Origin of the sequence: Pseudobutyrivibrio ruminis (assembly GCF_015057245.1) — a bacterium.
Lineage (GTDB): Bacteria > Bacillota > Clostridia > Lachnospirales > Lachnospiraceae > Pseudobutyrivibrio > Pseudobutyrivibrio ruminis_E.
Genome location: NZ_SVET01000006.1, coordinates 75,705 through 90,672, shown reverse-complemented (window position 1 = coordinate 90,672; position 14,968 = coordinate 75,705). Strand labels below are relative to the sequence as shown.

Annotated in this window: 14 protein-coding genes and 1 tRNA gene; 8 read left to right on the top strand and 7 right to left on the bottom strand. The window is 38.1% G+C overall.

Features of this window, described 5'->3' with window-relative positions:
* Nucleotides 1-11 precede the first annotated feature (11 nt).
* From E7274_RS07075 to glmS, 4 genes are all read right to left on the bottom strand, one after another.
* Complete coding sequence (locus E7274_RS07075; protein WP_304174833.1) at nt 12-431, bottom strand: PTS sugar transporter subunit IIA; 420 nt, start codon at nt 429-431, stop codon at nt 12-14.
* 14 nt (nt 432-445) lie between these two features.
* A complete protein-coding gene (locus E7274_RS07070) occupies nt 446-2,482 on the bottom strand; it encodes a BglG family transcription antiterminator (RefSeq protein WP_304174831.1) in 2,037 nt (678 codons plus the stop codon).
* A 15-nt stretch (nt 2,483-2,497) separates the two neighbouring features.
* Complete coding sequence (locus E7274_RS07065; protein WP_304174830.1) at nt 2,498-3,898, bottom strand: PTS mannitol transporter subunit IICB; 1,401 nt, start codon at nt 3,896-3,898, stop codon at nt 2,498-2,500.
* 223 nt (nt 3,899-4,121) lie between these two features.
* Entirely contained in the window at nt 4,122-5,939 is a 1,818-nt protein-coding gene (gene glmS, locus E7274_RS07060) for a glutamine--fructose-6-phosphate transaminase (isomerizing) (RefSeq protein ID WP_304174828.1), read from the bottom strand.
* Between the two features lie 370 nt (nt 5,940-6,309).
* Here glmS and E7274_RS07055 point away from each other — a divergent pair, with 370 nt between their 5' ends.
* The 3 genes from E7274_RS07055 to E7274_RS07045 all read left to right on the top strand — a co-directional run bounded on the left by E7274_RS07055 (nt 6,310) and on the right by E7274_RS07045 (nt 8,667).
* A complete protein-coding gene (locus tag E7274_RS07055) occupies nt 6,310-6,732 on the top strand; it encodes a DUF4430 domain-containing protein (RefSeq protein WP_304174826.1) in 423 nt (140 codons plus the stop codon).
* A gap of 1 nt (nt 6,733) precedes the next feature.
* A complete protein-coding gene (locus tag E7274_RS07050; protein WP_044935842.1) occupies nt 6,734-7,249 on the top strand; it encodes a hypothetical protein in 516 nt (171 codons plus the stop codon).
* A gap of 461 nt (nt 7,250-7,710) precedes the next feature.
* Nucleotides 7,711-8,667 (top strand): YARHG domain-containing protein, encoded by a 957-nt coding sequence (locus tag E7274_RS07045; RefSeq protein ID WP_304174825.1) that lies wholly within the window; start codon nt 7,711-7,713, stop codon nt 8,665-8,667.
* A 125-nt stretch (nt 8,668-8,792) separates the two neighbouring features.
* Here the strand turns inward: E7274_RS07045 and E7274_RS07040 are convergent, their stop codons facing one another.
* The 3 genes from E7274_RS07040 to E7274_RS07030 form a co-directional block, all read right to left on the bottom strand.
* Nucleotides 8,793-9,602 (bottom strand): DUF6033 family protein, encoded by an 810-nt coding sequence (locus tag E7274_RS07040; RefSeq protein ID WP_304174822.1) that lies wholly within the window; start codon nt 9,600-9,602, stop codon nt 8,793-8,795.
* A 695-nt stretch (nt 9,603-10,297) separates the two neighbouring features.
* Nucleotides 10,298-10,370, bottom strand: a tRNA-Gly gene (locus tag E7274_RS07035).
* A 209-nt stretch (nt 10,371-10,579) separates the two neighbouring features.
* Nucleotides 10,580-11,128, bottom strand: a complete 549-nt coding sequence (locus E7274_RS07030) for a phenolic acid decarboxylase (RefSeq protein ID WP_304174820.1) — start codon at nt 11,126-11,128, stop codon at nt 10,580-10,582.
* 157 nt (nt 11,129-11,285) lie between these two features.
* Between E7274_RS07030 and E7274_RS07025 the strand changes: the two genes are divergently transcribed.
* From E7274_RS07025 to E7274_RS07005, 5 genes are all read left to right on the top strand, one after another.
* Nucleotides 11,286-11,825 carry a PadR family transcriptional regulator gene (locus E7274_RS07025; protein ID WP_304174818.1) on the top strand — a complete coding sequence of 180 codons (540 nt, stop codon included), beginning with the start codon at nt 11,286-11,288 and terminating at the stop codon, nt 11,823-11,825.
* Nucleotides 11,826-11,841: 16 nt separating this feature from the next.
* The gene (gene pgeF / locus E7274_RS07020; RefSeq protein ID WP_304174816.1) at nt 11,842-12,663 is read left to right on the top strand and encodes a peptidoglycan editing factor PgeF; all 822 of its coding nucleotides are present in this window, start codon (nt 11,842-11,844) and stop codon (nt 12,661-12,663) included.
* 91 nt (nt 12,664-12,754) lie between these two features.
* On the top strand, nt 12,755-13,318 hold the full coding sequence (locus tag E7274_RS07015) for an RNA polymerase sigma factor (RefSeq protein ID WP_074790048.1): 564 nt from the start codon (nt 12,755-12,757) through the stop codon (nt 13,316-13,318).
* Nucleotides 13,315-14,319, top strand: coding sequence for a DUF4179 domain-containing protein (locus E7274_RS07010; protein ID WP_304174815.1), 1,005 nt, complete (start codon nt 13,315-13,317; stop codon nt 14,317-14,319). Before E7274_RS07015 ends, E7274_RS07010 begins: the two co-directional genes overlap by 4 nt.
* A 93-nt stretch (nt 14,320-14,412) precedes the next feature.
* Complete coding sequence (locus E7274_RS07005; RefSeq protein ID WP_304174813.1) at nt 14,413-14,955, top strand: nitroreductase family protein; 543 nt, start codon at nt 14,413-14,415, stop codon at nt 14,953-14,955.
* Nucleotides 14,956-14,968 lie beyond the last annotated feature (13 nt).

Here is a 14,968-nt window from a genome sequence, read left to right as displayed (position 1 = left end):
AGGATTGTGCATCATCCTTCAAATATGGCGCTTATATCATCCTCCGACATTCCTAATAATCTATCTATACCATATGCATCCGAAAATGACAGCGCTATTTTTGAAAGTATTTCCAGATGTTCATCGCCAACAGCAGCAACGCCAATAATCACCTTAGGCTTTTCAGCCGCGTCCCACTCCTGACCTTCTGGAACAGTCATCAACACAATTCCTGTCTTCTTAATATCTTTCTTAGCTGCTTCAATACCGTGTGGCAAAGCTACGAAATTGCCCATATAGGTATTAAAGACTGTCTCCTTCTCAAGCATAGCCTGAGTGTAATTATCATCTGTGTATCCTTCTGCTGAAAAAATAGCGCCAATCCTTTTGATGACATTTTCTTTTGTATCTGGCTTTTGATTTAAAAGTATATTTCTCTTTTCTAGTACCACAATGAAACCTCCATTTATATCTCGTTTAGCTGACTACTAAAATATTCCTTCAATATTTTCTGCAGCTTGTTTCGTATAGCATCCTCTCGGCCATTTTGTATTGCTGAAAGAAAACTTTCATCATCTATAATTGCACTACTAATTCTTCCTAGCATCTCGGAATTTTCTTTTCTATGTTCATCTAGTGGCATAACCATGCAAAGCACAGCTTTTACCCCATTCAAACCTTCACCTGCTAGCTCCTGCCCGTTTTCACAACTAGCAGTGACTACCATGCACTCTTTTACAGCTCTACTTCTGGCATGTAAAAGTGCGATTCCAACCTCAGGAAATACCTGGCTCATGATCTGTTCACGAGCCATTATTTCCGAAGCAAGTATTACAGCTGCCTTAGGCGACTCAGTAATATCCGAACTCAGAGAATTCACCAGTTCTTCAAAAGATGTAAGAGGGAATATCTTTAGATGGTGATATTTACGAATAATCCCTTTTAACCTAATGATGATGTTGTTAATCTCATCCAGCTGTCTTGTAAAGTCAGTATCCGCCTGCCTTGTTGGCAATGTGGAATACTCATCTATCTTCATACTGATTTGCAAGATATCTTTTTTGGTAATCATAGGATTAACCATAATGTAATCGGTACCAAAATCATCCATTTCAATGATTGATATAAAGAAATCAGTACGGGATATGATATGTTCAGTTATCTCATCAAAGCCGTAAGCCTTGATGACAATGTCGTAATTTGCAAAATTATTTTTAAGTTTGGCAATCATAAGCTGTGCAACGCCAAACCCGCTTGCGCAAATTACTCCAATGCTAACAGTTCTTCTTTTTCTTTTCCTACTTTCGATTTTCTCCTTGGCAGCACCAAAATGCATACAAAGGTATCCAATCTCTGAATCATTTGGCATTAAGCCTGTATGATTGTATATAACTTCTGCCGCTTTTCTACAGTCTTCGTAAACTGAAGGATATTCAGCCTTTATCTGCTCTAGCAAAGGGTTAGATATTGGCATGTCATTCTTCATTCTATAGATTGCCGTTTCAAGATGGACAATCAATCCTGTTATGAAATCGTCCTCATATTTGATTTCGCTGGCATATCCAGAATCAATGGCATCTATCATTTCATCCACGATATTTAGAAGCTCCTCAGCCCCCATGACTTGCTCCAAGCCAGTATCGTTAGAATATTTAAATTTTGCACCTCTAATATGAAGAAGAATATTGTTAATCTCTGCTTCAGGAATAGTTATGTTAAAAACTCCTTCAAGGGTTGTTGCAATTTTTTTTGCAATATCGTATCCCTTGTCCAAAGAAGCATCATAACTTTCCTCAGTAACAAACTTACCCTGTCCTATTCTTTCAACTGCAACTGCCAAATGTACTAATAACCCCACATAAGCATCATTTGTAATGTTTTTCAGGAAAGGCTCGTCTATATCCTCAAGTACAGATCCTACTTCTGCTAGAATGCCCTCATTCATCAATGAATAAATGTTATCGCCCAATGTAGGCTCACTGTCTATTCTCATGTTTTCGGTAACGAAGCGTTGTAAGGCTATTCGATAATTCTTTTCTGAGGCAGACACCATGATGCCGAATCCAGGCTTTTTAATCATCTCAAGATGATATTCCTTTGCCCAGTCTTCAATAGCATCTAAATCGTGGCTAATGGTGGCTTCGCTAACTCCAAACATGTTGCTGAAATAAAACAGCTTTTGTGGTTCACGATTTCTGAGAAGCTCTAGCTTTAATAGATTTCTCCTTCTTTCTTTATCAGCGACAACCATTTCTCTTTGAGCGCTAATCTCTTCGAGAATGGCATTCTTATTTTCATCAGTTCCTTCAATGAAACTGCCTTCACCTTTTCTGCGAACAAATGTTAAATCAAATGCTTTTAAAACATCTGTAATCTCATCTATATCTCGCAGAACGGTACGCTTGCTCACCCCTAAAAAGTCCGCAATTTCCCCATCGGTAAGCGGATGCTTAACGCTCAACAAATGTGTAATAATCTGCTTCACTCGAGGTGTAATATTCATAGTAAAAATCCCTATCTATGCTTTTAATTCATTTACAAGCGCATCATATTCTGGTGCAGCCATGAAGTTTGTGATGGTTATTAATCTTGCCTGCGGAGCATTTCTTCTAGCTCTATCTGCAAGTTCATTATGTGTAACTACAATCTGAGCATCTGATGGAATCTCTGAAACTGAAGCATGCTTAACTTCGATATCAGATCTTCCTGCATCTGTCAGTTTTTTCTTAAGCACTGAAGCGCCCATTGCTGAAGATCCCATTCCAGCATCGCACGCAAATACGATGTGCTTAATATTTTTAATATCTGCTGTTATTGAGTCAGCAACTGTAGAAACCTGATCTACAGAAACGCCCTTTGACTGAGCTTTCATTTCCTTCATCTGATTTGTTGAATCAGAAAGTGATGTCTTAGAATTTGAAAGTCTAACAATTGGAGCAGCGATAACAAATGATACGCCTGCTGCAATTACAGCTGATAAAATTACAAGTAATGTCGATCCCTTTGGTGCCATTCCTGCATAAGCGATGATTGAACCTGGTGAAGCAGGACCTGCAAGTCCAAGACCAAGTGTTGTGTTGAAAATCATTGCTGCAACAGAACCACCAATTGTTGCAAGTAAAAGAAGTGGATTCATAAGAACGTATGGGAAATAAATCTCGTGAATACCACCAAGTAGGTGAATGATAAGTGCTCCAGGAGCTGAGTCCTTTGTTGTCTTATCCTTTGCAAACAACATGTATGCTAAAAGTACACCTGTACCTGCACCTGGGTTTGTTTCAATCATGTAGAAAATTGACTTACCAGCAACTGCCACATCCTCTGCTCCAAGTGGAGTAAAGATACCATGGTTGATAGCGTTGTTAAGGAACAATACCTTTGCTGGCTCAACAAAAACAGAAACAAGTGGAAGCAAGCCATTGTTTACAAGCACCTGAACGCCTGCATTTAATATAGCAAGTACGGCGCCCATAAATGGTCCAATCAAGTAGTAGCCTATGATTGCAAGCAATAAACCAAAAATTCCAACTGAGAAGTTGTTAACAAGCATCTCAAATCCTGATGGAATCTTTCCTTCAACTGCCTTATCAAACTTTTTGATAACCCAGCCGCCAAGTGGTCCTGCAACCATTGCACCCATAAACATTGTGTATTCTGTACCACAGATAACACCGATAGCAACAATTGCGCCCATTACTGCCCCGCGGTTTCCACCGACCATCTTACCACCTTGATAAGCTATCAATACTGGTAACACGTAAGTAAGCATCGGACCTACAATCGAACTAAGTTGTGCGTTAGGCAACCAGCCGGTATCAATAAATAGTGCTGTTAGCAAACCCCATGCTATAAAAGCACCAATGTTTGGCATTACCATTCCACTAAGGAATCGGCCAAAGCTTTGTATTCTCTCTTTCATTAGGATTCTCCTCCAAACTGTAAAAGGCTTGGCACGTCTACCTGCACCTAGTTTAAAATCCGAATGCATTCGTCTTGATTGTATTATAAAGGGGAAATGTGAAGAAATTCAATTGTTAGTTATTTGATTTTGTCACACTGAAAAGTGACAAGAGTTTAATGATTATTTTTACTGTACTTTGGGCCGAAATCCAGGCATTTATTCCTCAAAAAAATATTATCTATTACTCAACTGTTACTACCTTTGCAAGGTTTCTTGGTTTATCAACATCAAGTCCCTTATCTGCAGAAACGTAGTATGAATAAATCTGAAGAGCAACGATTTCTGGGAATGACATATACTCGTCATCTAAATCTGGAAGACCAATTACATGATACTCATCAGAGAAATCAGCCTTTAATTCATTCTTTGCAATAAGCACAACATTTGCTCCACGAGCTCTGATTTCCTTAACATTTGACAATGCCTTTGAAATCAAATGTGTCTGAGTTACCGCAGCGATAACTGGTGTTCCCTCTGAAATGAGAGCGATTGGACCATGCTTTAATTCGCCAGCTGCGTATGCCTCAGAATGAATGTAAGAAATCTCCTTAAGCTTTAAGGCACCTTCCATAAGTACTGTGTAATCCAAACCTCTACCAATCATGAAAAGGTCAGAAGCTGTGATTACTTCTTTTGCTAATTTGTGAATTGCATCCTTCTGGCCGATAACCTCTGCCATAGCATCAGGGATTTTTCTAAGGTTGCTAGTAGCTTCCTCAAAATACTCCTCTGTGATTGTTCCTCTTACAAGGCCTGACTTAAGGGCAAGCATGTAGAACATCAACATCTGTGTTGTGTATGCCTTTGTGCTGGCAACTGCAATTTCTGGGCCTGCATCTGTGTAAAGAGTATAATCTGCAACACGTGAAATTGATGAACCTCTTACATTTAAGATTGCAAGACATAGTGCACCTGCTTCTTTTGCCTTTCTAAGGGCCTCTAAAGTATCGATTGTCTCACCTGACTGAGAAACTGCAATGAAAAGTGTATCAGGGCCAACTGTAGTATCAGAATAAATAAACTCTGAAGCCATCTCTGTATCAACATTTATTCCTGTCCACTTCTTGAACAACTGAGCTCCCATAATACCTGCATGCAAAGCTGTACCACAGGCAACAATGCAAATACGATTGAAGTTCTTTAAAGCATCGTCTAATGTGCCGCCGAAACCAAACTCAATATCATTATTAACAAGATAATTGCTTAAGATTCTGCGAATGCAAGTTGGCTGCTCATCAATTTCCTTTGCCATAAAATATGGATAGCCCTGCTTTCCTGGAGCAGAAACATCCCAATCAACCTTTGTGTAATTTGGCTCAACTGGATTACCATCGAAATCTTCTAAAGAAATGCCATCACGATTTGCTGTAAGAATAATTCTCTCATCAAGTACAAAGTACTCCTTTGAATACTTGAAAAGTGCTGCTGGGTCAGAAGACAACACAGTCGCATTGTCAGTAGTTGTAGCTACGATTGGGCTAACATTTCTAACTGCGTAGATAGTATCTGGCTTATCGTCAAACATGATTACAAACGCAAATGTACCCTTAATCTTTTTGATTACTCTTTTGATTGTCTTCTTTGGATCACCATCGTAGAGCTTATCAATAAGAGCTGCAACAACCTCAGTATCTGTCTCAGTAACAAGCTTATCCTCAAGCTCGTATTCTTCACGTAAATCAGCATAGTTTTCAATGATGCCGTTATGAACTAATGTAACCTTTCCCGAACGATGTGGATGAGCATTCTTATCGCAAACTCCACCATGAGTAGCCCATCTAGTATGACCAATACCGCAGCTAAAATCAGCACCTTCAGCTGGAACAATTCCTCTAAGGTCGCTAACTCTGCCCTGGCACTTGTACACCTCTGACTCGCCTTCATTATTACGTCTGATAGCAAGTCCTGCACTGTCATAACCTCTATACTCAAGAAGCTCTAATCCATCTAATATATTAGCTAACGCATCATTTCCTAAAAAACCTATAATTCCACACATGTTTTATTCCTCATTCTTTCTATGTATTACAGCAATGCTGTGAAAGTTCAAAACTACCTATCGCATTATTTTTGTTTTGCAGTTACCTGCATATTTGCTAATGCGTTCGCGTTAGGCTACACGGGAGGGCACCCGCCGAATTTTCGATAATCCCTCCTCCTCGTTAACCAGTCGTCCTGGTGCATGGCGCTAAAACGAGGAATAAATACATGGATTTCTTGACCTCTATTCAATTATCAAAGTACAACGGAGTGAATTCTAGCATAGTGTGTAGTATGTGTCAAATAACGGCATACAGCTTTTTCTTTCCTGTATATAAATCGCCTGCAATCTGTTAAACTATAGCCAATAATAAGCAAAGGAGATTCTTATGGAAAAGAAAAGTTTAAAGAAAATAATAATCGGAGCTGTTGCTCTTGTTGCTTTAATCGCAGTATTTGTACTTTGCTATAACAAATTCAGCGCAAAGCCTACTGAAGGTGCAAAGTCAATTGTAATTGAAGTTGTGGATAATAACGGAGAATCAACAACATACGATGTACACACTGACGCTGAGTATTTAAAGGATGCTATGGATGAGTTGGCAGAATCTGATGATAGTTTTTCCTTCAGCGGTCAAGAAGGAGACTACGGACTTATGGTAGAAGTGATTAACGGAACTCAGGCTATCTACGCAGAAGACAATGCATACTGGGCATTATATGTTAACGGAGAATACGGTCAGTATAGTGCTAACCAGCAGCCAGTAGCTGATGGCGACACATATACATGGACTTATGAATTAGCACAGTAATATGGACAGCAGATTTACAACAAAAGATATCGCTCTCATCGGAATGATGATAGCTTTAATAGAAGTTTGCAAAGCAGTTCTTAGTTTTGCCCCAAATGTGGAACTTACAACGTTTTGGCTAATAATGTTCACACTCTTTTTCGGGCGAAAAATAGTTGCAGTAGTACCTGCATTTATCCTAGTGGAAGGTGCCATCTATGGCATGAATACCTGGTGGATAATGTATATGTATATATGGCCACTGCTTGTGTTATTGGCTTGGCTCTTTAGAAAAGAAGAATCACCTGTATTTTGGGCAATCTTTTCAGGGTTATTCGGACTATGTTTTGGAGCACTTTGTTCGCTAACATATTTTGCGATTGGGCTCTTCTCCGGAGGATTAACGGCAGCCATAAACACAGCATTCCCTTGGTGGATTGCAGGCATCCCTTGGGACTTAGTCCATTGCGTCTCCAACTTTGTATTGATGCTTGTTTTATTCGTTCCTGTGAGGAGACTATTTTTACATTTTAGTTGATTTATCGTTGAGAGTATCTGCTTGGGAACAGCGGGAATTTTCATAATACAGTTAAATCGACAAATACTTTTAAAATCACTGTATTTTAAAAAGGAGTGTGGCGTAACTACGCCACACTCTTTCTCATATACCCCATTTTTCTTTATTATATGAAAGTAAACCTTTTTCAAACTATATAACAAATCAATATTATCCTATAATCCTACAGTAAAAATTATACTTTTACTCAAAAAAACTGTACTCCTTAAAATTCTAATCCACAGTAACTATTAAATCTTGGTCTTGTATAGATATTCAAAATCTATTAGCCACACTATAGGCAGGATAAAAGTTTAATCTCTATACAAAAAGCTTATTCAGCATAAAAAACCACAGAACTAGATATATTGACTATAATCCAAGCCCAGTGCTAGTATAAGGTTTGCACTATAAAAACATCGCATCATCGGAGGACCTAAATAATGAAAAGAAGACTTATTCTAATATTAGTTTCTGCTACAATGCTTCTTTCAGCATGTAATCAAGCCAGCGGAGAAACCAACTCTCAAGAATTAAAAGAAAACACATTGGATAGCGCTGCTAGCTCGCCAGCCAATGATGAGTCATCTAGTATGGAATCTAGCACTGAAGACTACTCGGATTATGTAGGCTTATGGTCTACTGATGGTTCTCGCATAACAGATAGTGGAGCTGAGTTTAATATTGAAATAGAAGGCGATAAAATAACAAATGCTTCTCTTTATACACAAACAAGCTCATATGATAGATTTGCCGAAGTAGACAATATCACTGGAACCATTATAGATGGAACTTGTACGTATAAATTTTCAGATGATGGTTGGGATAATAGCGGAACACTATTAATTCAATTAAAAGACAATACCATCACTATTGATGTGGAAGATTTTGTCCTGTCAGAAGACAACGTAATCGGTTATGGAATTAATGGGCATTATGAGCTTATTAAAGTGCAGGACGATGACTCTCAAACTACCACCAGCGATACTACTTTAAATAAATATAATGACGATTGGACCGAGGAACAGATTCTAGCTGAGCTTGATAAACGAAGTCACTATAAAGACGAAACTTCATACTATCCTGATTTCTTAAGATATAAGGAAGTAGTTTGCGAATGCACTGATATCTCTGTAGATTGCTATCCTCTATTTAATACAGATACCCAATACTATCAAGCATCGGATTTCGAAAATGTTCCACCTATAATCATTCATTTAGCCAAAAATGAAATCTATGCCAGACATGGTTATATTTTTACAGATGAGGATTTAAACAATTTTTACCTCACACAACTCTGGTATCTTCCAGAAGTACAGGCAGCAGACTTCGATGATAGCGTTTTTAATGAATACGAAAAAAATAATCTGGAACTGCTTTCAAAGTTAGATACTTACTAAATAATAAAAAAATGAGGTCACCCATTTGGATGACCTCATTTTTTATATTAAAAGAGCGCGAGACGGGAATTAATCCGCACTCTAAAGGTAATTCTCGAGAGTATCATTTACAGGATTAAGCATTGCTAATAAATCCCCTTACGGTCATTTGACACATCAGCAATATCAACACTCTCAATTTTTTCATGTTTCGAAATAGCATACTCATATTCATCCTCTACCTGTTGAGTTGCTTTTGTTATATTTTCAATTCGCTGTTCCTCTTTACTCTGTTCTGAAGACGCAAGCTCATCTTTTTTAAGGATACAACTCTCAGTCATTTTTAGGTAGATTTCAATAAGTTCAGCTTTCTGTTCCTCAAAAAACTGACCCATTTTCCTTTGGTATTCTTCTGCATCCCACATTTTTCGAAGTTCTTCCTCAGTAGAATACCTTGAAGAAAAGTAGCCTTGAGATTCTTGGAGTCTAGTTCCATCTAATGTAAGATGATGATCCGTATATGGCATGCCATTTCGAATTGCCTCTTGTTGATATTGTCCATAATTTTTTTCGCAATTTTCTATAGCAGCTAAAACTTCCTCCTCAAAATCAGGATTATTCTGCATCTTGCGAATGACAGCAGCATCGATATCAATACTAACTTGACCCATTTCGCTATAATTATCGCCCACTTGATTTAGACTATCATTGTAACCAAAATAGGGTCGTCTATCGTTCATATGTTTTAGTGATTCATCCATATCAGATAATCTAAAAGAGATATCTGGAAACTTTGAGCATAGATTATGATAATAATCAAGCACCGCATCGCCTGAGGATGAAGATTGGCTTGTAATTTCAAATTGTGCTTCAGTTTTGCTGATAAGACCAGATGCATTATTAAATTGCATACTAGTGTTTACTGCATAACTAGATAAAACATTTCCTACTGACATAATGCTCCTTTCTGCAGCTCATCTGTCAATCAAAGCTGCTCCGCTCTCCAGAAAGGTCCGAGCGGTGGTGATAGTGACTAAAAAAAGCGCCTATTTCAACTTCATTCCGTTGAAACAAGCGCAATCCTTAGCCTTATAAAAATACTTACACTTTGATATCGATATTTATTTATATAAGAATAATTGACATTTCTAATAAATATGTGGCAGCACTTTTGTGCATTTAAACTTAAGTAACAATAAAACTATTTCTTTCATTTCTGAACACAATTATATCATGCGTCACTCTAAATGACACTGTAAATATCACTGTAAAAGCCCTAAAACAATGAATGCACCCCAGTTGTACCCCCTTGTTGTAGTCCGCGCGAGACGGGGTGCGGGTGTCCAGTGGACACCTCTGCGAAGCAGAAGCACCGACCGAGCCGGCAGGCGAGACCTCGAACCTTCGAGGCCCGTATGGGCCTACGCGCTCGACGGGAATAAGGAAACATCACGATTTCTCATCGCAAGCTCGATAAAATCAAGCGGGAAGACGCAGCATTGTATGTGCTTCGCACGGCTGCGTCGTGGCAAACAGGTTCCTCCCACTAAAGTGGGTCCCTCCTATATGCATTTCGTCCCGTCTCGATTTAAATGCTCGATAACTAAAATAAGCAGTACCGCAAATGCGATACTGCTTATTTTAATTATCGAGCGCGAGACGGGACTCGAACCCGCGACCCCCACCTTGGCAAGGTGGTGCTCCACCAACTGAGCCACTCGCGCATTATCAGGATTTTCCGAACTTGTGATGGAAAATCGTGATGTTGAGAAAATGCGAAGCATTTTTGAAACAAATCTCAGCCAACTAGGCTTTGTTGTTTCCTCAACAACAAGATGTATTCTATAGGATAAAAACCTATAAGTCAATACATTTTCATAAAGTTGCAAAGCTTGTGTTATCTCAGTCGATTTTCAGAAAATTCTAATTTCTGCTATTCTGCTTTACGAGAAACATGGTGATAGTTCTCATCATAGAATTTACCATTTCTAATATCATCGCACATGCCTTCATATGGTGTCTCATTAATTACATCATCATTATCAGCTCCGGCCTCTCCAATGTATGTGATAGTAGCAAATTCAGGTACAACATACTTTGGATATGTATCGTACTTCTCACGAGCTTCTATCATTCTATCAATGTGCTTGTCCTGGTAGCATACAGTAATTTCTGGATGCTCATGAACCCACTTAGGGAAGAAAATAACTCCATTAATCTTTCCTTCATTTGGCATAAAATCAAGAGCAACATCAGTACCAGTAGGCTCTGTCCAAGTTACTTTATAAATGCCATCAGCAATCTTAAAAAGATTAATCTCCTGATCAGTAACCCAACGTCCTTTGACCATTCCGCCGTGAATTCTGTAGCAACATGTGTGGTCATTTTTACAATACCACTCATATTCCCATCCATTGTCATAAGTATAGATGAAATGAGTGCCTATGAAATCTGATAGTTCTTTAAATACTTTCTTTGCCATTATAATTCCTCTTCTTTCTTTAATTTCGCAGCAAATACATGTAGTCGAAAATGAGGGAGAACCATCTAATTACATACATGTAATTATTAACATGTATTTGTTGCAGTGATTATGTTATACTCATGTTTATAATTTGTCAACAGTTAAGAGGTTAGATATGGCTCAGAAAAATTTATTACCATACATATTACTTGGTCTTATCGAAGATAAACCAAAGACAGGCTATGACCTTATGAAAGAATTTGAGACAGAAATCGGTGAATTCTGGTCAGTTAAACATAGTCAGATTTATCTGGAATTAAAACGATTAGTATCCAATGAAGATATCAAATCGGAGACTGGATATTTTGGGAACAAAATAGAAAAAACTTATTATTCAATTACAGAAAAAGGCCAAAATAAACTACATAAATGGCAATATTCATATGAAGATCATCTTTCTGTAAACAAAGACGAATTTGTTCTGAAGCTTTACTTCATTAAGAACAAAAACGAGCCTAGGCTTGCAGAATTACTAAACGAACAGTTGCATCTTCATAAAGCTAAATTGGCGCATCTAAATGAACGATACGAATTACTCTTCTCTGATAAAAAATCAAAGGAGTCCCAGTATGGCCATTATCTAATTTTGGAACATGCAATTTCTCGTGAAACAGAATACGTTAATTGGCTCACCAATGCTCTATCAGAAATATAATTAAGGCGGTTTAAATATGAACTTAGAAAATAAAAATGGTGTTTCCTTTCTTACATTCGACTCTTTCAAAAAAGCCGGTGTTAAGCACGGTTTTTCCACTCGCATCGGCGGTGTAAGCGAAGGTGTATTTGACTCATTAAATTTAGGATTTAATCGTGGCGATTCCGATGAAAACGTACGTGAAAACTATCATCGTATCGCAAATGCGTTAGATATGAACTATGACCGTATGTGCCTGTCAAAGCAGACTCATACAACTAATGTAGTTGTAGTTGATGAAAAGGATGCAGGAAATGGACTTACAAAACCACTCCCTTACGATGATGTAGACGGACTCATTACAAACGTAAAGGATATGCCACTTGTGACATTCTACGCTGACTGCGTTCCTTTGTTTTTCTACGATCCTGTAAAAGAAGTGGTCGCACTTTCTCACTCTGGATGGCGCGGAACAGTTGGTAAAATTGGCAAGGTCACCATCGAAAAAATGTGTGCCGAATTTGGCTGTAATAAAAACGATATCCTATGTGGAATCGCACCAAGCATTTGCAAAGATTGCTATGAAGTAAGCGCAGATGTTGCCAATGAATTTATAAAAGCTTTTGGTGAGGAGCATAAGTCCGAATTACTCCGCCCATCAACTTTTAATCCAGATGATAAAGATAAATACATGCTAGATTTGTGGGCTGCATGCCGCCTCGTTTTCCTTGAGGCAGGCATTCCTGAAGACCACATCGAAACCACAAATTACTGCACACGCTGCAATCCTAAGCTTTTTTATTCCCATCGAATAATGGGCGCAAATAGAGGTAGCCTAGCTGCTTTTATTTCTCTTTAGTCTTTCTTTTTTATTAAACTGTAATAATCTCATCTTTTTTACGGCTATATAAGTGTAAGGCGCTTACAAATGAATAAAAAGGGGGACACACATGAAAGACGAGGAAATAATCGAGCTTTATTTCAAACGTAACGAACGAGCCATTGAAGAGACAGACGTCAAATATGGCAATTACCTTGAATCAATCGCAAACAATATTCTTAATGATGATTTAGATGTTGAAGAATGTTTAAATGATACCTATTTAAAAACTTGGGATAAAATCCCACCTACAAGGCCAAAAGTCTTCAAAGCTTTTTTAGCTAAAATTGCAAGAGAACTTGCTTTTGATAAATACAGAGCAAGTCGAAGCAAAAAGCGTGGAAATGGTACCATGCATGAGATTCTTGATGAACTAGAAGAATGTATTCCAGCTTCAAATGGCGTAGAGCAATCCATTTTAGGACAGGAACTTGAAAATATAATAGCAGATTATGTCAGATCCCTTCCTGAAAGGGAAGCGTTTATCTTTCTTAGTAGATACTTTTATGCCGATGATATTACTGCCATATCAAAAAAATATGGTATATCAAAGAACAATGTATCTGTAACACTTAGCAGATTGAGAGCAAAGCTCAGAACACGTTTGGTAAAGGAGGGATATTTGGCATCATGAAAAAAGAAAATTTATTTTTAGCATTTAACGGCGTAGATGATATTTTAATTACTCAGTGTGCAAGATATCAGTCCGGTAAAAAGATTGTAAAATTTAATAAACGGTTGTCAGTGGCAGCTTGCATATGCTTAATTCTCATAACTACCATCACTGCTACGGCAGCAATACGTCATTTCTGGGGTCATGGACTCAGCAGCTATTTTAATGCTACCGACGAACAGCAACAAACTCTTACAGAACAAGGACAGGCAATAGTATTTTCTGAAGAAGACGATTATTCAAAATATGCCATCACTGACAATGGTATCACGCTTACTCCAGTAGCAATTGTTGCCGATGATAATAAGATTAATCTTACATTGCAATACTCAGGCGTTGAGATAAACGAAGGCTGTGAGCCAGACATCAACGTTGATGATATTTATATACAAGGCTATGAAGGGGACAGCTTTGGATACGGCATGGGAATCAGAGATGATGAGTTTATCTTTAATATCGATGGAACAGATTCAATTGATTCTGAATTGTCCCTAACCGGCAAAACCTTGCACTTAGAATTAAGCGATTTTTCTATTGTGAATAGCGATTTCTCAGAGAATAGTTTGGGTGGTACCTGGGTATTTGATTTGCCTATTCCAGAAGTAAGTAATGCTCTTGTAATTGATTTAAACAAATATATCCCCGAGTTTAATTGTGAGGCTACTTCATTTAAAATCAGTCCTATTTCTGCGGAGATTCGCTACACTATAACTGACGATGTAAAAGATAGCTGGTTTGCTACTCCAATGGATAAACCTCGCGTACCTTATATTACAAGTTTAACCTTAGATGACGGTACAGTAATTGATTGCAGGGAATGCGATAATCTAAATAGCATTGATGGAGATAATAACACCGCTATTTTTTCTTTGGAATTCAATAACATAATAGAGCCTAGCACTGTAAAATCAATTGAATTAGAAGATATTAACGGAAATACTGCTAGTATTTCTCTTCATTAGCACCAAATACATTGATTTCCAGAGTGATTGTGATACAATTCAATTGATTGCAACCTGATATTAATTATAGACACTTTCACTAGGAGGATTATTATGGAATTCCAGCAGGTTATTGACGCTAGACAGAGCGTTAGATCATTCAACGGTAAGCAGGTTTCTGAGGAAATCCTACGCGAGATGGTATCAGCTGCATCAGCTGCACCTTCTTGGAAGAACACTCAGACATCTCGATACTACTGTATTTCTACTCCAGAGCAGGTAAGCAAATTCAGAGAAACTGTTTTACCTGATTTTAATCAGAACAGCACAAAAGATGCAACAGCGTACGTTGTTACTACATTCAAAAAGAATGTTTCTGGATTTAACAAAGCTACAGGAGAGGCCGACAACGAAGTTGGAAACGGCTGGGGTGCTTATGATCTTGGTTTGCACGACATGTTGCTCTGTGCAAAGGCTGTTGAGCTCGGTGTAGATACACTTATCATGGGCTTAAGAGATGCAAAGGTTGTTGCTGATTTCTGTGGCATTCCAGAGGATGAGCAGGTTATGAGTATTATTGCTGTTGGTTACAGATCTGAATCTGTTACTAAAAAGCCACCTCGCAAGAATGTTGAAGATATTGCAAAGTTCATATAGTTTTAAAAAGAGA

Excerpts from the sequence above, each read along its gene's own strand:
- E7274_RS07045 (WP_304174825.1), top strand. The coding sequence starts at position 7,711 with ATGAAAAGAAGACTTATTCTAATATTAGTTTCTGCTACAATGCTTCTT.
- pgeF (WP_304174816.1), top strand. The coding sequence starts at position 11,842 with ATGAACTTAGAAAATAAAAATGGTGTTTCCTTTCTTACATTCGACTCT.
- E7274_RS07055 (WP_304174826.1), top strand. The coding sequence starts at position 6,310 with ATGGAAAAGAAAAGTTTAAAGAAAATAATAATCGGAGCTGTTGCTCTT.
- E7274_RS07070 (WP_304174831.1), bottom strand. The coding sequence starts at position 2,482 with ATGAATATTACACCTCGAGTGAAGCAGATTATTACACATTTGTTGAGC.
- E7274_RS07010 (WP_304174815.1), top strand. The coding sequence starts at position 13,315 with ATGAAAAAAGAAAATTTATTTTTAGCATTTAACGGCGTAGATGATATT.
- E7274_RS07015 (WP_074790048.1), top strand. The coding sequence starts at position 12,755 with ATGAAAGACGAGGAAATAATCGAGCTTTATTTCAAACGTAACGAACGA.
- E7274_RS07065 (WP_304174830.1), bottom strand. The coding sequence starts at position 3,898 with ATGAAAGAGAGAATACAAAGCTTTGGCCGATTCCTTAGTGGAATGGTA.
- E7274_RS07030 (WP_304174820.1), bottom strand. The coding sequence starts at position 11,128 with ATGGCAAAGAAAGTATTTAAAGAACTATCAGATTTCATAGGCACTCAT.
- E7274_RS07040 (WP_304174822.1), bottom strand. The coding sequence starts at position 9,602 with ATGTCAGTAGGAAATGTTTTATCTAGTTATGCAGTAAACACTAGTATG.
- E7274_RS07050 (WP_044935842.1), top strand. The coding sequence starts at position 6,734 with ATGGACAGCAGATTTACAACAAAAGATATCGCTCTCATCGGAATGATG.
- E7274_RS07005 (WP_304174813.1), top strand. The coding sequence starts at position 14,413 with ATGGAATTCCAGCAGGTTATTGACGCTAGACAGAGCGTTAGATCATTC.
- E7274_RS07025 (WP_304174818.1), top strand. The coding sequence starts at position 11,286 with ATGGCTCAGAAAAATTTATTACCATACATATTACTTGGTCTTATCGAA.
- glmS (WP_304174828.1), bottom strand. The coding sequence starts at position 5,939 with ATGTGTGGAATTATAGGTTTTTTAGGAAATGATGCGTTAGCTAATATA.